General features: G+C 63.6%; 19 protein-coding genes and 1 pseudogene. 3 read left to right on the forward strand and 17 right to left on the reverse strand.

The features are described from left to right. Positions 1 to 209 precede the first annotated feature (209 nt). From ACILRA_RS02305 to alr, 4 genes are all read right to left on the reverse strand, one after another. Entirely contained in the window at positions 210 to 569 is a 360-nt protein-coding gene (locus tag ACILRA_RS02305) for an endonuclease domain-containing protein (RefSeq protein ID WP_395660476.1), read from the reverse strand. A gap of 224 nt (positions 570 to 793) precedes the next feature. Further along, positions 794 to 1567: an ABC transporter ATP-binding protein gene (locus ACILRA_RS02310; protein ID WP_395660477.1), complete on the reverse strand. Its 774-nt coding sequence runs from the start codon at positions 1565 to 1567 to the stop codon at positions 794 to 796. 5 nt (positions 1568 to 1572) lie between these two features. Further along, positions 1573 to 2346 carry an MlaE family ABC transporter permease gene (locus ACILRA_RS02315; RefSeq protein ID WP_395660478.1) on the reverse strand — a complete coding sequence of 258 codons (774 nt, stop codon included), beginning with the start codon at positions 2344 to 2346 and terminating at the stop codon, positions 1573 to 1575. Further along, on the reverse strand, positions 2343 to 3482 hold the full coding sequence (gene alr / locus ACILRA_RS02320) for an alanine racemase (RefSeq protein ID WP_395660479.1): 1140 nt from the start codon (positions 3480 to 3482) through the stop codon (positions 2343 to 2345). The genes ACILRA_RS02315 and alr overlap by 4 nt, the downstream gene beginning before the upstream one ends. A gap of 195 nt (positions 3483 to 3677) precedes the next feature. On the opposite strand from alr, the gene ACILRA_RS02325 reads away from it, so the two are divergent. Then, a complete protein-coding gene (locus ACILRA_RS02325; RefSeq protein ID WP_395660480.1) occupies positions 3678 to 4031 on the forward strand; it encodes a hypothetical protein in 354 nt (117 codons plus the stop codon). Here ACILRA_RS02325 and ACILRA_RS02330 read toward each other — a convergent pair whose 3' ends face one another. The 6 genes from ACILRA_RS02330 to rpsF all read right to left on the reverse strand — a co-directional run bounded on the left by ACILRA_RS02330 (position 4032) and on the right by rpsF (position 9307). Next, positions 4032 to 4886: a helix-turn-helix transcriptional regulator gene (locus ACILRA_RS02330; protein WP_395660481.1), complete on the reverse strand. Its 855-nt coding sequence runs from the start codon at positions 4884 to 4886 to the stop codon at positions 4032 to 4034. It lies immediately after the preceding gene. A gap of 118 nt (positions 4887 to 5004) precedes the next feature. Further along, positions 5005 to 6501, reverse strand: coding sequence for a replicative DNA helicase (locus tag ACILRA_RS02335; RefSeq protein WP_395660482.1), 1497 nt, complete (start codon positions 6499 to 6501; stop codon positions 5005 to 5007). An 88-nt stretch (positions 6502 to 6589) separates the two neighbouring features. Next, positions 6590 to 7849 (reverse strand): class I SAM-dependent methyltransferase, encoded by a 1260-nt coding sequence (locus ACILRA_RS02340; RefSeq protein ID WP_395660483.1) that lies wholly within the window; start codon positions 7847 to 7849, stop codon positions 6590 to 6592. 256 nt (positions 7850 to 8105) lie between these two features. Next, on the reverse strand, positions 8106 to 8681 hold the full coding sequence (gene rplI, locus ACILRA_RS02345) for a 50S ribosomal protein L9 (RefSeq protein WP_395660484.1): 576 nt from the start codon (positions 8679 to 8681) through the stop codon (positions 8106 to 8108). 12 nt (positions 8682 to 8693) lie between these two features. Then, entirely contained in the window at positions 8694 to 8933 is a 240-nt protein-coding gene (gene rpsR, locus ACILRA_RS02350; protein WP_290546472.1) for a 30S ribosomal protein S18, read from the reverse strand. After that, a complete protein-coding gene (gene rpsF, locus ACILRA_RS02355; RefSeq protein WP_395660485.1) occupies positions 8933 to 9307 on the reverse strand; it encodes a 30S ribosomal protein S6 in 375 nt (124 codons plus the stop codon). The genes rpsR and rpsF overlap by 1 nt, the downstream gene beginning before the upstream one ends. 329 nt (positions 9308 to 9636) lie before the next feature. On the opposite strand from rpsF, the gene ACILRA_RS02360 reads away from it, so the two are divergent. After that, positions 9637 to 10758, forward strand: a complete 1122-nt coding sequence (locus ACILRA_RS02360) for a hypothetical protein (protein WP_395660486.1) — start codon at positions 9637 to 9639, stop codon at positions 10756 to 10758. Positions 10759 to 10767: 9 nt separating this feature from the next. On the opposite strand, the gene ACILRA_RS02365 is transcribed toward ACILRA_RS02360, so the two are convergent. The 5 genes and pseudogenes from ACILRA_RS02365 to ACILRA_RS02385 form a co-directional block, all read right to left on the reverse strand. Then, a complete protein-coding gene (locus ACILRA_RS02365) occupies positions 10768 to 12255 on the reverse strand; it encodes a carboxypeptidase M32 (protein ID WP_395660487.1) in 1488 nt (495 codons plus the stop codon). Continuing rightward, on the reverse strand, positions 12255 to 13475 hold the full coding sequence (carA, locus tag ACILRA_RS02370; RefSeq protein WP_395660488.1) for a glutamine-hydrolyzing carbamoyl-phosphate synthase small subunit: 1221 nt from the start codon (positions 13473 to 13475) through the stop codon (positions 12255 to 12257). The genes ACILRA_RS02365 and carA overlap by 1 nt, the downstream gene beginning before the upstream one ends. A 49-nt stretch (positions 13476 to 13524) precedes the next feature. After that, positions 13525 to 14727 carry an RNA polymerase sigma factor gene (locus ACILRA_RS02375; RefSeq protein ID WP_395660489.1) on the reverse strand — a complete coding sequence of 401 codons (1203 nt, stop codon included), beginning with the start codon at positions 14725 to 14727 and terminating at the stop codon, positions 13525 to 13527. Beyond that, a pseudogene (locus tag ACILRA_RS02380) lies at positions 14724 to 14978 on the reverse strand (YciI family protein); the annotation flags it as partial. The gene ACILRA_RS02375 and the pseudogene ACILRA_RS02380, both read right to left, overlap by 4 nt. Positions 14979 to 14999: 21 nt before the next feature. Next, positions 15000 to 15251, reverse strand: coding sequence for a hypothetical protein (locus ACILRA_RS02385; RefSeq protein WP_395660490.1), 252 nt, complete (start codon positions 15249 to 15251; stop codon positions 15000 to 15002). Between ACILRA_RS02385 and ACILRA_RS02390 the strand changes: the two genes are divergently transcribed. Beyond that, positions 15250 to 15711, forward strand: a complete 462-nt coding sequence (locus ACILRA_RS02390) for a GatB/YqeY domain-containing protein (protein ID WP_395660491.1) — start codon at positions 15250 to 15252, stop codon at positions 15709 to 15711. The two genes, ACILRA_RS02385 and ACILRA_RS02390, sit on opposite strands and share 2 nt — an antisense overlap. A 212-nt stretch (positions 15712 to 15923) precedes the next feature. Here ACILRA_RS02390 and ACILRA_RS02395 read toward each other — a convergent pair whose 3' ends face one another. Continuing rightward, the gene (locus ACILRA_RS02395; RefSeq protein WP_395660492.1) at positions 15924 to 16640 is read right to left on the reverse strand and encodes an HAD-IA family hydrolase; all 717 of its coding nucleotides are present in this window, start codon (positions 16638 to 16640) and stop codon (positions 15924 to 15926) included. 114 nt (positions 16641 to 16754) lie between these two features. Next, positions 16755 to 17174, reverse strand: a complete 420-nt coding sequence (locus tag ACILRA_RS02400) for an organic hydroperoxide resistance protein (protein WP_395660493.1) — start codon at positions 17172 to 17174, stop codon at positions 16755 to 16757. Positions 17175 to 17234 lie beyond the last annotated feature (60 nt).

Here is a 17234-nt window from a genome sequence, read left to right on the forward strand (position 1 = left end):
CAGGGTGAGGGGGTCTCTCCGCGAGCCCGCCGCCTACGGCTTCAGCACATCGCCCCAGCCTATGTCGGCTCCGCCGCTTTCGCTTGCTGCTCGTCGCGTCAGAGACCACGGACGCACCCCCTCACCCCAGCCCTCTCCCCCTGCGGGGGCGAGGGGGAAGAAAGGAAACCATCCCTCTCCCCCTGCGGGGGCGAGGGGAAGAAAGGAAACTATCCCTCTCCCCCTCCGGGGGAGAGGGCAGGGTGAGGGGGAACCGCCAGTTCCGCCAGGATGGTCTCTCCCACCGCGCTCATGTCCCCCAGCACATCGTTGTTCCAGAACCGCAGCACCCGGAAGCCCTCGCCGTGCAACCACGCATCCCGCGCCGCGTCGCGCTCCTGCCCATGCTGCCCGCCATCGATCTCGACGATCAGACATTCCTCCGTACACAGAAAATCCGCGATATAGGGCCCCACCGCCACCTGCCGCCGGAACTTCAGCCCGCCAATCCCGCGGTTCTTCGCATAATGCCAGAACCGCGCCTCAGCCTCCGTCGGCTCCCGGCGCATCAGCTTGGCATGGCGCTGCAAGTGGCTCCGCCGCTTTCGCTTGCTGCTCGTCGCGTCAGAGACCACGGACGCACCCCCTCACCCCAGCCCTCTCCCCCTGCGGGGGCGAGGGGGAGTATAAACACAAGAAGATATTTTTATCTATCCCTCTCCCCCTACGGGGGCGAGGGGGAAGAAACGAGTTATCCCTCTCCCCCTCGGGGGGAGAGGGCAGGGTGAGGGGGTCTCTCCGCCAGTTCCGCCGTCTACGGCTTCAGCACGTCCATGGTGATCGGCCCTTCGGCGCGGCCGTGGATGAACTGCTCCACATAAGGATTGCCGCTCTCGTCGATTGTCTTCGCAGGGCCCTGCCACAGGATCTCGCCCCGGTAGATCATGGCGATGTCATCGGCGATCTTGCGGGCCGATGCCATGTCGTGGGTGATCGAGATGGTGGTGGCGCCCAGCCGCTTCACGCAGTCGACGATCAGGTTGTTGATGACGTCCGCCATGATCGGGTCAAGGCCCGTCGTCGGCTCGTCGAAGAAGATGATCTCGGGGTCGGCGGCAATCGCGCGCGCTAGCCCCACACGCTTCTGCATGCCGCCTGAAAGCTCGGCCGGGTAGAGATTGGCCACTTCCGGTCCCAGCCCGACCTGCCTCAGCTTTTCGATGGCGATGTCGCGTGCCATGGCGCGTGCCATGTGGCGGCCCTGGATCAGCCCGAAGGCCACGTTTTCCCACACCGCCAGCGAGTCGAAGAGGGCCGCGCCCTGGAACAGCATGCCAAAGCGCGAGAGATAGGCGTCACGTGCCTTGCCGGTGAGGCCCACGACCTCCTCGCCCGCGATGCGGATCGAGCCGGCGTCCGGCTGGATGATGCCGAGGATGCACTTGAGCATCACCGACTTGCCCGTGCCGGAGCCGCCGATCACCACCAGCGAATGGCCCTTCGGCACCGAAAGGTTGATGCCGTTCAGCACATGCTTCGGCCCGAAGCTCTTCCGGACGCCGTCGAGAACGATGTGACCCTCAGCCATGCCCATCACTCCGCAAACAGAAGCGAGGTGAGCGCGAAGTTCGCAGCGAGGATCAGGATCGCCGAGGAGACCACCGCATTGGTCGTGGCCCGGCCCACACCTTGCGCGCCGCCCTTGGAGTTGAAGCCGTGGTAGCAACCCATCACCGCGATGATGAAGCCGAAGACCGCGGCCTTGATCAGCCCCGAGGTCACGTCGTCAAGCTCCAGGAAGTCAGCCGTGTTGCGGATATAGGCATAGGAGTTAAATCCGAGCGAGCGGGTGCCCACGATATAGCCGCCCATGATGCCGATGGTGTCGCCGATGGCGACGAGCAGCGGCAGCGTCACCACGGCGGCGATGATGCGCGGTCCCACCAGATACTTGAACGGGTTGGTGGCGAGCGTCACCAGCGCGTCGATCTGCTCGGTCACCCGCATGGTGCCGAGTTCGGCGGCAATTGACGCGCCGACGCGTCCCGCCACCATCAGCCCTGCCAGCACGGGCCCCAGCTCGCGCGTGATGCCCAGCGCCACGATTGAGGCAACAAGGCTTTCGGCGTTGAAGCGCGATGAGCCGAGATAGATCTGCAGCGCCAGCGCGCCGCCGGTGAAGAAGGCGGTGAGGCCCACCACGGGCAGCGAGAAGTAGCCGATCCTCAGCATCTGCTCGAGGATCTGGCGCAGGAAGATCTTGGGTGTCAGGCCCTGCAGCAGCGCGTCCTTGAGGAACAGCGCCACGCGGCCGATTTCTTCCAGCAGCGCCAGCGTGGCACGGCCGATATGGGCAAGAATGTTCAAGCGCTGCCGTCCGATTCGAGACCTGTGTAGAACAGTGCATAGCGGCTGCCCAGCCTCGTGAGCAACTCATAGGATATGGTGCCCGCCCAGGAGGCCGCCTCGTCGATGGCGATGTTGCGGCCAAGGATTTCGGCCCTGGTTCCGCGCGCCACCGTGCCCCGCGGAAGGCTTGTCACGTCAATCGCCATCATGTCCATGGAAACCCGCCCGATGACCGGGCAGCGTGTTCCGCCGATGAAAACCTGAGCAGGCCCTTCCGGCGCGCGGGAGGAGAGGGCGCGCGGCACGCCGTCCTTGTAGCCCGCCCCGAGGATGGCGATCCGGCCCGGCCGCTGGGCCTCCCATGTCGCGCCATAGCCCACCGTGTCGCCCGGGCTGATGTCCCGCAATTGCATGACTGACCCCTCCAGAATGGCGGCGGCACGCATCGGGTTCCCCGCCATTTGCGTTGGATTTCCACCATACAGCGCAATGCCGGGGCGCACGAGGTCATGGGTGAAGCCTTCGCCCAGGAAGATGCCGCTCGAATTGGCAAGGCTTCCCGGAATGCCCGGAAGCCTTGCCCGCACCGCCCGGAAGGCCTCCGCCTGGCGTGCGTTCATCGGGTGTCCGGCGTCATCGGCGCAGGCGAGGTGGCTCATCAGCAGGGAGATGTTGAGGCCTTCCATGGTGAAGTTGTCGCCCAGAAGGGTGTCAAATTCCGCCATGGAAAACCCCAGCCGGTTGATCCCCGTGTCAACGTGGATGGCGCATGGAAGCTTTCGCCCATAGGCTCGCCCGAAACTGGCCCATTCCTGCGCTTCGGAGAAGGAAATCAAGGCCGGACAAAGGTTTAGCTTGGCGTAGAATTCGGCCTGCCCGGCAAACAGCCCGTCCAGCACATAGATCGTGGCGTCCGGCAGTATGGCGCGCAGCTCCTCGCCCTCCTTGGGCCGTGCCACGAAATAGCTCCGGCAGCCTGCCTCCCACAGGCTGCGCGCCACGGGGGCGATTCCCAGCCCATAGGCGTTGCCCTTCACCGCCGCCCCGCACTCGGCCGCGCCGGCGCGGGCGTTGAGCGTCCGCCAGTTCTCCTTCAGTGCTACCAGGTCAATGGTCAGCACGGCTCCAGCAAGGTCTTCCGGCGTCGGCATCATCAAGCGTCGTCCTTTCCCCCTTGGCCATAAGGTGCCCGGAGCCCCCGATCAAGTACGCGACTCGGAAAGCATGACCCGGATTATCGGGAGGAGCGAAAGCAGAGCGAAATTGCTCATATGAAATGGATTTCATAATTTGCAACCTAATGAAGGTGAAAACCATTCAGTCGCGACATTCCATTGGGGGAGAGAAAAATGGATGGAACCGCAGCTGCTCTCGAGAGCGGCTCCGCAGCAAGCCAGAGGTCCGGTGGTCCGGACAGCAAGTTTGCAGCAGTTAAGTGTGACCTCAAGGAATTGCGCAGCGTGCTGCGGGCTGTCCGCAAGGCAACCCAGGGAGATGGCCACACGCTTTGGCAACCGGTTCGTCCCGGCGGACCCAACCGCTACGATCACTTTGAGCAGGTCCTGTTCAACGCATTCAGGGCCCAGATGCCCGGATCGATTCGACGTTTGAAGGCATCGAAACCGATTGCAGTCCGGACCCGCAAGATCGTTGCCGCCATGTTGGCGCTCGGCAAGTTCGATCCTGAGAAGACTGCAGGCTGATCAGCCCGTAGCGCCGCGCCGCGCGAGTTGCGGCAGGCTGTCCAGCAGGCTGAAGGGTAGCAGATAGGGATCGGCTGCCTCGTGCGGCGCGTTCATCGACTGCCGCACGTCTTCGGGAATGCCGGGGTCGGTGAGCGGCAGAATGCAGGCCTCCGAGATCACCTGCCGCAAAATCGATTGCGCCCCACGGTATTGGAGCGTCGCGCGCACAGCCATGGGCCGTCCTGCCGGTTCCATGATCAGCGCCAGGCCGCTCTGGAAATCCGTGCTCAGGGCGCCTTCGACGCCGATCGAAACAAGGCTCATTTCCCCCAGCCCTTTGCGGTTCGTTGCGAGAAGAAATTTTGCCTTGTCCGATTCGAGTACGATGCCGTCATGCCGGCCGGACAGGTGGTAGCGCTGGCGGGAGCCGGAATGCCGGAACTTGGTGAAGCGGCTGAACAGCGTCACCCCGTCCCTTTGATGTATGAAAAGTGCTGCGCGCACGCATTTGCCCGGTTCTCGCGGCCATGGCGTGTAGAAATGGTAGCAGCCCTGCCGCAGCGTGCTGTTTCGCATCCTGAGGAGCGCTGAGGCCATCTCTGCCGGAACCCCGGCAGGCAGCGCCGTGCCAGGGGCCTGCGGAGGCTGAAACAGGCTCTCCGGGGCAACCGCGAAGAAACCACAGATTTTCTCCAGCGCGGGTGCGTTGGGCAGGGTCGATCCGGCGAGGTATTTGTTGAACTGCTGGCGGTTCATGCCGATTGCCGTGCAGACAGCAGCAATCGAGCCGTGGCGCGCGCACAGGGCACGCAGATTGTCGGCGAAGTTGCGGTGGGGCGAAAACCCCACGGGGCTGTTCAACGGCGGTGACATGCCTGCCTCATTTGGGGTCAGGATGCCCCAGACGCGCGCAATTTGTAATCGTTTCCACCCATTTTTGACTTAACGCAAGGATTGGATGTTGAATCAATTTTAACGAGTAGTCGAGGGTTTACTCGAAGCGCTCAGGCAGATAGTCGGCACGCACGAGATTCTGGAACTTCGTGAGGCTGGCCTCGAACTGCAGTTCGACGATTCCCGTCGGGCCGTGGCGCTGCTTGCCGATGATCACCTCGGCAACGCCGTTCACCCGGTTCATCTGCTCCTGCCAGTCGAAATGCTCCTGGGTGTTGGGGCGCGGCTCCTTGCGTGCGAGGTAATATTCCTCGCGGTAGACGAAGAGCACCACGTCGGCGTCCTGCTCGATTGAACCAGACTCGCGAAGATCGGCGAGTTGCGGGCGCTTGTCATCGCGGTTCTCCACCTGGCGGGAGAGCTGCGAGAGGGCGACGATCGGCACCGCCAGCTCCTTGGCCAGCGCCTTGAGGCCGACGGTGATCTCGGAGACTTCCTGCACGCGGCCTTCGGCAGCCCGGCGGGAGGATCCTGTGAGGAGCTGCAAATAGTCCACCACCACGAGGCCCAGGCCGCGCTGGCGTTTCAGCCGTCTCGCGCGCGCGGCCAGCTGCGCGATGGTGAGGCCGCCGGTGGAGTCGATGTAGAGTGGCAGCGACTGCATTTCGCGCGTCACCTCGACGATCTTGGCGAACTCCTCTTCCGTGATCTTGCCGCGGCGGATTCTCTCCGAGGGGATCATCGCCTGCTCTGAGATGATGCGGGTTGCCAGCTGCTCGGCTGACATTTCGAGCGAGAAGAAGGCAACGACGCCGCCGTCATTGACCTTCACCGATCCGTCCGGCTTGTGCTCCGCCTTGTAGGCCCTGGCGATGTTGTAGGCGATGTTGGTGGCAAGCGAGGTCTTTCCCATGGCGGGCCGGCCCGCGAGGATGATGAGGTCGGAGGACTGCAACCCGCCCATCTTCTCGTCGAGGTCCTTGAGGCCCGTTGAAATGCCGGAAAGTCCGCCATCGCGCTGGTAGGCGCTCGCCGCCATGTCCACCGCATCGGTGAGCGCGCGGGTGAAGGGTTGGAAGCCCTGGCCATACTTGCCTGTCTCGGCCATGGCATAGAGCGTCTGTTCGGCGCGCTCGATCAGGTCCCTGGCCGAATCCTCGATATCAGGCTCGAAGGCTTCGTTGACGAGATCCGTACCCACGCCAATCAACTTCCGGCGCTGGGCCAGTTCGTAGATGGTGCGCCCATATTCCTCGGCATTGATGATGGTCGTCGCATTGGCGGCGAGCCGTGCAAGATACGCCGTGCCGCCGATCTCCTTCAGCGTCTGGTCGTTCTCGAAATGGCTCTTGAGCGTCACCGGGCTGGCGAGCTTGCCGATTCTGATCAGGGTCGAAGCGGCCTCGAAGATGCGGGCGTGAAGCGCCTCGAAGAAATGCTCCGGGCCGAGGAAGCCCGAGACCTTGTCACAGGCCTCGTTGTTCACGAGGATCGCGCCCAGCAGCGCCTGTTCGGCTTCCAGGTTGTGGGGCTGGGTGCGGTAGGGGTCGTCACCGGCGGTTTCGACGGCGCGAAGCGGGGCAATGGATGTCATGTGATCAGAGTAAACAAATAGCGAACGTTTGCGGCGCTTTTATGCGCCTTTTGCCCGCTATCCACAATGCCCGCAAGGCTCCCCGGGGTTAATCCACGGAGACCGATTTCAGCCGGGGCAACTTCGAGTCGATGACCCGCAGCCGCTCCTCCTCCTCGAAGATGTAATTCCGCGTCAACGGCAGCACATGCTGGTTCTTGACGAACTGGATCTGGAAATTGTTCATGCCGCCATAGCGGAAGGCGCATTCGGAGGCCGCGAGGTAGAACTCCCACATACGGCAGAAGCGCTCGTCGTAGAGTTCCTTCGCGCGGTCGCGGTGGGCGGCGAAACGGTTGCCCCATTCGCGCAGCGTCTTGGCGTAGTGCAGCCTCAGGATTTCGACATCGGTGACATAGAGCCCAGCCTTCTCGATATGCGGCAGCACTTCGGAGAGGGCGGGGATGTAGCCGCCGGGGAAGATGTACTTCTTGATCCAGGCCGAGGTTGCGCCGGGCCCGTCGGAGCGGTTGATGGAATGGAGCACCGCCACGCCATCATCCTTCAGCAGGCCGTTCACCTGCGTGAAGAACTCCTTGAAGTGGCCCACGCCAACATGCTCGAACATGCCGACGGAAACGATGCGGTCGAATTTCTGGTCGAGGTGGCGATAGTCCTTCAGGTGGAATTGCGCCCGGTCCGAAACGCCTCTCTGCTTGGCGCGTTCGCTGGAGACCTTGTGCTGCTCCTCCGACAAGGTCACACCCGTCACCTCCGCGCCGCAGATCTCCGCGATGTAGAGGCCAAGTCCGCCCCAGCCTGACCCGATGTCGAGCACCTTCATTCCCGGCTTGATGTCAAGCTTTGCAGCGAGGTGGCGCTTCTTGGCGAGTTGCGCATCCTCCAGCGAACCATCGTCGGTTTCGAAATAGGCGCAGGAATATTGCCGGTCGCGGTCGAGGAACAGGTCATAGAGCTTTCCCGACAGATCGTAGTGATGCGCCACGTTGCTCTTGGCCTTGCCGACCGGATTGTACTGGTCGACGCGCTTTATCGCCTTGCGCACCGCATAGGCCGCCTTCGCCACCTTGGGCAGGCGGTGGGTGGGCGTGCTCTCCATCAGGATTGCGATGACGTCATAGATCGTGCTGCCACCCGACACGTCGAGGCTGCCATCCATATAGAGTTCGCCGAAATAGAGGTCCGCGTCGGCGGCCACCTTCGCCGCAGCGATCGGCGTCTTGATGTGCAGGTTCACCGGCACGCCGCTGCCATCGCCATAGTCATGGACGATGCCGCCCGGGTCAGTTACCCGCAGCGTTCCCTTCGTCACGAGCGTATTCAATGCGCGATCAAGAAATCCGTACATCGGTGCACTCCCTTAACTTCACCGCCTTGCATCAACGGCAAACAGCACCCCCCGGTGCCTCACAGATTAACGAAAGTTTAATGTCAGTGGATCGGCGCGCGCAAGGGGTTGAATTCACAAGAGTTAACGGGGGACTGTGCGCGAAAATGGAAAAAAAGTGTACTACTTCCCGTTATGCGTGTAACGCGCTGGTCCGGCCAAAGAAAAAGGGCCGCTCCAGAGAGCGGCCCTTCTCATTGATGCCTGGGACGAAGCGTCAGCTGTTTTCTTCAGCGGCGGCGTCTGCCTGTGCTTCTTCGAACAGGGCCTCGGCGGCCGCGCGGATCTCGGCGCGGTCGGAGACGGGCCCCGTGAGGTCCTCGCCGCGCGCCTGGGCGGCGGCTTCCTCGGGCGAGCGGGCGATGTTCACCGTCACCGTCACCTCGACTTCGGGGTGCGGAGACACGAGCACCTGGTAAAGGCCGATCGTCTTGATCGGGCTGGTGAGCATGATGTGCCCACGGTCGATCTTGACGCCCATGGCGCCTGCTGCATCCGCGATGTCGCGGGGGCTGACGGAGCCATAGAGCTGGCCCGATTCACCGGCCTGGCGGATGAGTGTGAAGCTCTTGCCGTCCAGCGACTTCGCTTCCTGGCCGGCAGCGGCACGGCGTTCGGCGTTGCGGGCCTCGAGGGCCGCGCGGTCGCGCTCGAACTTGGCCTTGTTGGCGTCGGTGGCGCGCAGCGCCTTGCCCTGGCGGAGAAGGAAGTTACGGGCATAACCGTCCTTGACCTTCACCACCTCGCCCATGTGGCCGAGTTTGGAGACGCGCTCCAGAAGAATGACTTCCATGTTGCGTACTCCTTACTTCAACACGTAGGGCAGCAGGCCCAGGAAGCGTGAGCGCTTGATGGCCTTCGCCAATTCGCGCTGCTTCTTGGCGCACACCGCGGTGATGCGGCTCGGCACGATCTTGCCGCGCTCGGAGACGTAACGCTGCAGAAGGCGCACGTCCTTGTAGTCGATCTTCGGCGCGTTATCGCCGGTGAAGGGGCAGCTCTTCTTGCGGCGGAAGAAAGGCCTGCGGGCTTGCGGAGCGGACATCAGTTGCTCTCCTCGGTGGCTTCAACACGGTCTTCGCGGCGCTCACGGTCCTCGCGGCGGCGCATCTGGGCAGAGGGGCCATCCTCATGCGCTTCGACCTTCACGGTCATGAAGCGGATGACGTCTTCCGAGATCGACATCTGGCGCTCCATCTCCTGCACGGCGGCAGACGGGGCATCGATGTTGAAGAGCGTGTAATGCGCCTTGCGGTTCTTGCGGATCCGGAAGGTGAGGGACTTCAAGCCCCAGTATTCAGTCTTGGTGACCTTGCCGCCACCAGCGGCGATCAGCCCCTTGTACTGTTCCGTCAGCGCCTCGACCTGAGCCGGGGCAGCGTCCTGACGAGTCATGAACACGTGCTCGTAAAGAGCCATATGGATATGCCTTTCGTTGTGTTTCAACAGCCTCGAGCACCCGGCGCAGAGCCTCTTTCGAACCCTCAGAAAGGCTCGAAAGACCGGTCAAACGAAAGAGCGGAGACACGGGAAGACGGGGTATTCCCCCTGGCCATTTTCATGACCCTTCCGTTCAGCCCCCGGCCAGATGCCTTAAGCGAGGCGGCTTATGACGGAAAAACGGGGCCTTTGCAAGGCGCGAAGCCCATCCCTACGGCAGACTTGGTCGGCGCTGGCGTAACCATAGGTAGATTTGGCAGACGTTTCGTGATATCAATTCCAATCTCGGGTGCAAGGGGAGAGCGTCGATGCCCAATGCTTTGCGGACAGTGCTTGCAATTGTGATGCTGGCATTCATGGCGGTGCCCGCCACCTGGGCTGACCCGGTCATCAAAAAACCTCCGGTAGCGAAGAAGAATACGCCGTTTCAGGCCGTCCAGAAAGAAAGAAAGGCCCTGTGCAAGGACGGCCTTGCCGGCGGCGGGCTGAAGCCGGAGCACACCAATCCCTCCTGCAAGCGCTGGCACGTTTCCGAGGCGGGCACACAGGACACGGAGGAGCACATCTACACCCAGCAATACCCCAAGTCCTGCTTTACCGGCGGCGATGGCCTGTTCCGGTGCTTCTTCAAGGGGGAGGGGAAAGACGTCTGCCGCTACATGGCCAATGTGCGCACACTCTACCTCGACCCGTGGAAGTATGATGCGAACTGGAACCAGGTGCCCGACTATTTCTGCGGCACCGGCGCCACCCCGCCACCGCAGCAGGGTGCGCCACCCATGTTCCGCTGCGCCTACTGCCGCAGCGGCGAACCCTCGAATGCCGCTCAGAAATGCAAGAAGGCGAATGGACAGCCGGTCTATCTGCCGGGCGAGGTCTGCGGCGAAGGCACGACCCTGATCGAGCAGGTCGACATCGTCGAGGAGGACTTCTCCTACTGCAACACGCCGGTCAGCGGCCCCTACAGCAATTTCGACCAGAGCCACAGCTACTCCGTCTGCAGCACGACCGAGACGCAGGCCTATCGCGGCATGATCTACACCATCAACCAGAAGAAGCAGATCACCGACATCAACCGCGCGAAGCCCGCGCACGGCGGCAAAGTCAAGTCGGACTTCGCCGGCTTCTGCTATCCCAAGGGATCCTGGAAATGCGACCAGGTGGCGCCCGGCATCTGCAAGGAGCCGTTCAACCTGGCCGAAGTCTCCGGCAATTGGAATTCCCCCGAGGTACACCACATCGTGCCGAAGAAGGACAGCCGCAGCTGTCCCTGCGGGAAGAATTCAATGTCCAACGCCGCCGTCATTTCGAAATCGCTCAATGCCTATTTCACCAATTCGGACCGCGCCCAGATCAAGTCGATTTGCCCGGGAGAACCGCAGGTCACCGAGGTCCAATTCGCCAACACGCGGCCCAAATACACGCCGTGATGCGCGGCCTCAGCCGAGGTAGCGCGCCTTGAGATGCGCTTCGAAATGGCGCGCATTCAGCGGCTCGCCGGTTGCCTGCCGCATGATCTCGGGCGTGGAGAGCGTCGAGGCCTTCGACCAGATGTTTTCCTTCCGCCAGCCATTGATGGCGCTGAAATCGCCGCGAGCGACCTGCGCTGCCGCATCGGGCACCGCGCGTTCGACGGCCGCCCACTGCTGTGCCGCCATCATAGCGCCCAGCGTGTAGCTCGGGAAATAGCCGAAGGCGCCGGACGGCCAATGCACGTCCTGCATCGGCCCGTCCTTGTAGTTGCCAGCCGTCGAGAGGCCGAGATAGTCCTGCATCTTGGCGTTCCAGACCTCGGGAACATCCGCCGGCATCAGCTTGCCCGTCACCAGTTCCTGCTCGATCTCGAAGCGCAGGATCACATGCAGCGGGTAGGTCGCCTCGTCCGCATCGACGCGGATGAAGCCGCGCTCCACGCGATGGACGTGAGCCAGCACGTCATCGGCGCTCACGCCTTCGAGGCCGAGGATGTCGCGCGCCTTGGGCAGCACGAAGGCCCAGAACTCCGGGCGCCGCGACAATTGCATTTCCTGCAACAGGCTCTGGCTTTCATGCATCGCCATGCCGCGCGCCTTGGCGCTGGGCCAGTGCGCCAGGTCATGCGGCAGGTTCTGCTCATAGAGCCCGTGCCCAGTCTCATGCAGGATGCCCATCAAGGATGACAGGAACTCATCCGTCCGGTAGCGCGTCGTCATGCGCACGTCGGAGGGAACACCACCGCAGAACGGGTGGTGTGACACATCGAGCCGCCCGTGGTGGAAGTCGAAGCCCACCGCCGTCATCAGTTCAAGGCCCAGCGCCTTCTGCTTCTCGGCGGGGAAGGGCCCCGCGAAGGGCTTCAGCGGATGGGCCGCGCGCCTGCGCGCCTGTGCCTCCAGCGCCTCGGGAATGAAGCCCTTGAGGAAGGCCTTAAGGTCGGTGAACACACGCGTGATCTCCGCCGTGCGGCTGCCCGGGTCATATTGCTCCACCATCGCGTCATAGGGCGAGAGCTTCAGCACCTCGGCGCGCCGGGCCGCTTCCTCGCGCGCCAGGGAAACGACGTTCTCGAAGGTGGGCAGAAAATCTTTCCAGTCGTTCCTGGCGCGAAGCGTGCGCCACAGCTGCTCGCAGCGCATCCGTGCATTCACTTGCCTCGCCACGAAGTCGGAGGAAAGGCAGGTGCGGTTGATATAGGCGCGCTTGAATTCCGCGACCGCCGCTTTCTGCGCGTGATCGAGGTCTTCCTGCTCGGCCGCGCCGATCCAGCCGGCAATCTGCGGTGCGGTCGCCATCTCATGCGCCATGGAGGCCAAAGCGCTCATCGCCTCGGCGCGCTTCTCGCCGCCGCCGTCCGGCATGTTCACGGCTTCATCCACCCCCAGCATGGACTGCGCATGGTCAAGGGCCTCGAGGCGGCGGCAGAGGTGGTCGAGTTCCGCAAAGGACATCAGCGCTTCGCCTTCTCCATGTAGTCGACGAAACGCTGGAACAGGTAATGGCTGTCCTGCGGCCCGGGCGAGGCTTCCGGGTGGTGCTGCACTGAGAACACCGGCCTGTCCTTGAGCGCGATCCCGGCGTTGGACCCGTCGAACAGCGAGACATGGGTTTCCACCACGCCCTCAGGCAGCGACTCACGCTCCACCGCGAAGCCATGGTTCATGGACACGATCTCCACCTTGTTGGTGGTGAAGTCCTTCACGGGATGGTTCGCGCCATGGTGGCCCTGGTGCATCTTCACCGTCTTGGCGCCAAGCGCGATGCCCAGCATCTGATGGCCAAGGCAGATGCCGAAAAGGGGCTTGCCCGAGTCGACGAGCTTCCTGATCTCCGGCACCGCATATTCCCCCGTCGCCGCCGGGTCGCCCGGTCCGTTGGACAGGAACACGCCATCAGGCTTCATGGCGAGGATGTCCTCGGCCTTGGTCGTGGCGGGAACGACCGTCACGTCGCAGCCCGCGGAGGTGAGGCAGCGCAGGATGTTGCGCTTCAGCCCGTAATCAACCGCGACGACCTTGAACTTGCCGCCCTCGGCACGCTCATAGCCCTTTTCCCAGTCCCACAGCTTCTCGTCCCACTCCATGCGCTGGGTGAGGGAGACCTCCTTGGCCAGGTCGAGGCCGAGAAGGCCCGGCCAGTCCGCCGCCATCTTCTTCAGCTTCTTCAGGTCGAACTTGCCCTTGGCATTGTGCGCGATGACGCCGTTGGGCATGCCCTTCTCGCGGATGCGCGCGGTCAGGGCCCGCGTGTCGATGCCGGAAAGCCCGATAATGCCGCGTGCCTTCAACCACTTGTCGAAGTGCCGGGCGGAGCGGTAGTTGGCGGGCTCCGTCACCGGCTCCTTGACGATGCAGCCCACCACCCCTGCGGAGGCCGCGAGGTTGGTCGTCTCGATGTCCTCGTCATTGGTGCCCACATTGCCCACATGCGGGAAGGTGAAGGTCACGATCTGCCCGGCGTAGGAGGGGTCCGTCAGCACCTCCTGGTAGCCGGTCATGGCGGTGTTGAAGCACACCTCGCCCACCGCCTCCCCCTCGGCCCCCACGCCAAAGCCCTCGATCACCGTGCCATCCGCCAGCACGAGAAGGGCCGTCACGCGGGGCTGGTCCCAGTCGCCGAACTGGGGGCGTGCGGGTGTCTTGGCCTTGGCAGGCTTTTTTGCGCTCGGCATGGCAGGCTCCTGGGAATTTGAGGCTGGTTAGGGGAAGGGGCAGGGGCCGTCAAGGTTGGTGGGCCATGCGGCTCCACAGGAATTGCCGCACTTCGGGGTCGGGCGACAGTTCGATGGCCCGCGCATAGGCCGAAGCGGCCTCGGCGTGGCGGCCCAGCTTCCGCAAAAGATCGGCCCTCACGGCATGGAAAGGTTGGTAACCGGCCGCTGACTTTTCAGGGATTGCGGCGAGAAGGCGAAGGCCCTCCTGCGGGTCGGAGACTGCGGCCTGGCCCACCAATGCACCGGCTGAGGGCGAGAGTTGCACCAGCGCCGCGTAGAGCGTGCGCAGCGCGGGCAGGTCCGTTTCCCCCGTGAAGCGCCGCGCCGCATGCACCGCCTGGATCGCCGCCTCGCACTGGAACCGCCCGAATCGGTTCCGGCTGCCCGCCCGCCGAAGCAGGCCCTCGGCTTCGGCGAGCATCGCGGTGTCCCACAGGCTCATGTCCTGCCGGTCGAGCGGAACATAGGCGCCGCCCTGCCGCCGCGCGGGCTTTCGCGCCTCTGAGGCCAGCATGAGGGAGAGGAGGCCCATTGTTTCCGGCTCGTCCGGCATCAGGGCAAGCAGCACGCGCCCCAGCCAGATCGCCTCGGCTGACAACGCCCCGCCATCTTCCCAGCCCGCCGTGAAGGCGGCATAGATCGCCTGCAGCACGGCATCGAGCCGCTCCGGCAGCTCCTCCGCCTCAGGCACCGCGAAGCGCATCCCCGTATCGCGGATGCGCGCCTTGGCCCTAACCAGCCGCTGGCCCATGGTGGCGGGCTGCTCGAGAAAGGCCGCGGCAATGCGCGCCGCATCAAGGCCCCGCACAGTCTGCAGCATCAGCGGCGTCTGTGCTGCGGCATCAATCGCCGGATGGGCGCAAACGAACATCAGCCGCAGCCGGTCATCGCCAAATCCATCCAGTTCCGCCTCGATCATGGCCATGGCCTCCTCGATCTCCAACGCCAGCTGTGGCGCCTTCGCGGCGGCAAGCTTCTGGTGCCGGGCAGATTTTCCCATCACCCGCCGCGCCGCCGTCAGCAGCCAGGCCTCGGGCGATTGCGGAATGCCGGAGATGGGCCACGCCTCAAGTGCTGCGCGGAACGCCTCGGCAAGCGCATCCTCGGCGGCCGGGATGTTGCGCGAGCGGGCGGACAGATAGGCGATCAGGCGGCCATAGCTCTGCCGGGCCGCCTGATCCGCCGCACGCGCAGCGGCGTCCGCCGTCATTCGCCCATTTTCAACACTGGGCGCACCTCGACCGAGGCATAGGCCGCGGCCGGGCACTTCGCCGCCCAGTCAAGGGCCGTATCGAGATCCGGCACGTCGATCACATAGAAGCCGCCAAGCTGCTCCTTGGCGTCGGAATAGGGCCCGTCCTGAACGTGCCGCTTGCCGTCGCGCACCTTGACGGTCGTGGCCATGGCGGGCGGCATCAGGCCCGCGCCGGAGACGACGATACCAGCCTGATTCACGGCCTGAACATAGGCTCCCCAGCTCGCCTAGTAAGCCGGAGCCTCGGCGCTCTCGCGCTTGGCAAGGTCTTCGGCGGTTTCGACGAATACGAGCATGTACTGCATGGTGTTTGGGTGTCCTTTCGGGTTTGAGTTTATCATCACTGCGGCGGGGCGGTCGATTCCACCCTGCATGCCATTGAGCCGCGAGGCAGGGGCATTTCGACAATCCGCCAGAAATTTTTTGTAAGCGGCTGACCAAACCGCTATCTCTCTTTGCAAATCAAGGAGATCGGCCATGGGACTGCGCGAGGACATTACAGCGGCACTCAAAGACGCGATGAAGGCGGGCGACAAGAAGCGCCTCGGCGCGCTGCGCCTGATGCAGGCCGCCATCAAGGACAAGGACATCAACAGCCGCACCGATGGCCATGACTCGGCCTTGACCTCTGACGCGGGGATCATGGAGCTCTTCGCCAAGATGGTGAAGCAGCGCCAGGACTCGATTGCCGCCTACGACCAGGGCGGCCGGCCCGAACTCGCCCAGGCCGAGCGTGACGAGATCACCGTCATCCAGTCCTTCATGCCCAAGCAGATGAACGACGAGGAAGCCAAGGCCGCCGTGGCGGAGGTCATCAAGGCGGTCGGCGCCACCTCGGTCAAGGACATGGGCAAGGTCATGGCCGAGCTCAAGGCGAAGTTCGCGGGCCAGATGGACATGGGCAAGGCCGGCGGCATCGTGAAGGCGCTGCTGGGGTAGAGCAACGCCCTCACCTCGCCCATTCCGGCAAGGGCCCGCCTCCCGCTCTCTGCCCATGCGGGAGCCCGCCCCTTGGTTCCGGACTTCGCCGGAATGACGGCATTGGGGGTGGCCGTCACAAACAGATTCACAATGTCAATCAGCAGAAGGCACGCTGAAAGACATCTATCAGTTTATAGGAAAAAAGTCAATACATAGGAAATATTATTTTCCTATTTTCCCTGCTCCACAGCATCCGCCAGTTCGCCAAGGCTGGCGAAATGGTAATCGGGAATGGCCACATCCTCGACGGTGGGCGTGGCGCCGGCGCCGGGCTTGCCCTTCCGCCGCTCGATCCAGCACGTATGGTAGCCCAGCCGGCATGACACCGCGATGTCATGATACTGGCTCTGCGCCACATGGATGATGTCGCCGAAGGCGAAACCCTCCATTGACAGCCGTCCGCGGGTGAAGGCGAAAACCTGCGGATCCGGCTTGTTCCAGCCAACCATCTCCGCTGTCACCATGTCGTCGAAGGGTAGGTCGAGTGTGCGCGCGAAATGGGAGAGCGCCCAGTTGTCCGAATTGGTCATCGCCACGAGATGGAAGCGCCTTCTGAGGCGCTTCAGCGCCGCGATCGAATCCGGAAAGGCAGGCCAGCGCGGAATCGAAAGGCGAAACGCCTCCGCATCGGCGTGTGAACCGGGCAGGCCCAGCAGCTCTGCCATCTCCCGGTACATTGGCGCCATCATGGACGGAAAGGGCAGGCGCGGGGTCTCATGGTGCTGCCGGTCCTCGGCCCGTGCATAGGCTTCGAGGATGACCGCATCGGCAAGGCTCACCCCGGCGGCCCTGGCCCGGCCCTGTACATAGTCGAGGATGCCGGTTTCGAAGTCGATCAGCGTTCCGACGACGTCGAACGTCATCACTTTGCGGTCGGTCAGGGCCATGTTCGTTCCTTCCGGGAGGGCGCCGAAGGCTTATGGTCCGGCAAGGGCCGGGTCACCCGGGAAAGATGCGTTGCCGCCCGTGCGGCCCCGCACCTCTCCCGCCTTGACCGGGCATCAGACGATGTTGGTCGTGACCTTGATGTTCCCCTTCGTGGCGTGGGAGTAGGGGCACACCACATGGGCCTTGGTGGCAATGTCTTCGGCCTTGGCCTTGTCGAGGCCGGGCAGGCTCACGTCGAGCGCCACCTCGAGGCCGAAGCCGCCGCCGTCCTCGCGCGGGCCGACGCCGACATGGGCTGTCACGGCGGCATCCGGACCGATCGTCACCTTCTCATTGCCTGCGACGAACCTGATGGCGCCGAGGTAGCAGGCCGAATAGCCCACCGCGAAGAGTTGTTCCGGATTGGTCCCCTTGTTGTCGCCGCCCATTTCCGTGGGCAGTGACAGGGCGAGATCGAGCTTGCCGTCGTTGGACTTGCCGCGTCCGTCGCGGCCGCCGGTCGAGGTTGCGTGGGCAGTATAGGCAATAGGCATGTCTTACTCCGTTATGGCCGTCTGTTTACGTGCCGGAAGCCAGTTTGTATGCAATCACGG

The organism is Aestuariivirga sp. (genome assembly GCF_044239095.1).
Taxonomy (GTDB): Bacteria; Pseudomonadota; Alphaproteobacteria; order Rhizobiales; family Aestuariivirgaceae; genus Aestuariivirga.

Coding starts and splice junctions, on each gene's coding strand:
- ACILRA_RS02310 (WP_395660477.1), bottom strand. CDS start 1,567: ATGGCTGAGGGTCACATCGTTCTCGACGGCGTCCGGAAGAGCTTCGGG.
- alr (WP_395660479.1), bottom strand. CDS start 3,482: ATGATGCCGACGCCGGAAGACCTTGCTGGAGCCGTGCTGACCATTGAC.
- ACILRA_RS02325 (WP_395660480.1), top strand. CDS start 3,678: ATGGATGGAACCGCAGCTGCTCTCGAGAGCGGCTCCGCAGCAAGCCAG.
- ACILRA_RS02330 (WP_395660481.1), bottom strand. CDS start 4,886: ATGTCACCGCCGTTGAACAGCCCCGTGGGGTTTTCGCCCCACCGCAAC.
- ACILRA_RS02335 (WP_395660482.1), bottom strand. CDS start 6,501: ATGACATCCATTGCCCCGCTTCGCGCCGTCGAAACCGCCGGTGACGAC.
- ACILRA_RS02340 (WP_395660483.1), bottom strand. CDS start 7,849: ATGTACGGATTTCTTGATCGCGCATTGAATACGCTCGTGACGAAGGGA.
- rplI (WP_395660484.1), bottom strand. CDS start 8,681: ATGGAAGTCATTCTTCTGGAGCGCGTCTCCAAACTCGGCCACATGGGC.
- rpsR (WP_290546472.1), bottom strand. CDS start 8,933: ATGTCCGCTCCGCAAGCCCGCAGGCCTTTCTTCCGCCGCAAGAAGAGC.
- rpsF (WP_395660485.1), bottom strand. CDS start 9,307: ATGGCTCTTTACGAGCACGTGTTCATGACTCGTCAGGACGCTGCCCCG.
- ACILRA_RS02360 (WP_395660486.1), top strand. CDS start 9,637: ATGCCCAATGCTTTGCGGACAGTGCTTGCAATTGTGATGCTGGCATTC.
- ACILRA_RS02365 (WP_395660487.1), bottom strand. CDS start 12,255: ATGTCCTTTGCGGAACTCGACCACCTCTGCCGCCGCCTCGAGGCCCTT.
- carA (WP_395660488.1), bottom strand. CDS start 13,475: ATGCCGAGCGCAAAAAAGCCTGCCAAGGCCAAGACACCCGCACGCCCC.
- ACILRA_RS02375 (WP_395660489.1), bottom strand. CDS start 14,727: ATGACGGCGGACGCCGCTGCGCGTGCGGCGGATCAGGCGGCCCGGCAG.
- ACILRA_RS02390 (WP_395660491.1), top strand. CDS start 15,250: ATGGGACTGCGCGAGGACATTACAGCGGCACTCAAAGACGCGATGAAG.
- ACILRA_RS02385 (WP_395660490.1), bottom strand. CDS start 15,251: ATGGCCGATCTCCTTGATTTGCAAAGAGAGATAGCGGTTTGGTCAGCC.
- ACILRA_RS02395 (WP_395660492.1), bottom strand. CDS start 16,640: ATGGCCCTGACCGACCGCAAAGTGATGACGTTCGACGTCGTCGGAACG.
- ACILRA_RS02400 (WP_395660493.1), bottom strand. CDS start 17,174: ATGCCTATTGCCTATACTGCCCACGCAACCTCGACCGGCGGCCGCGAC.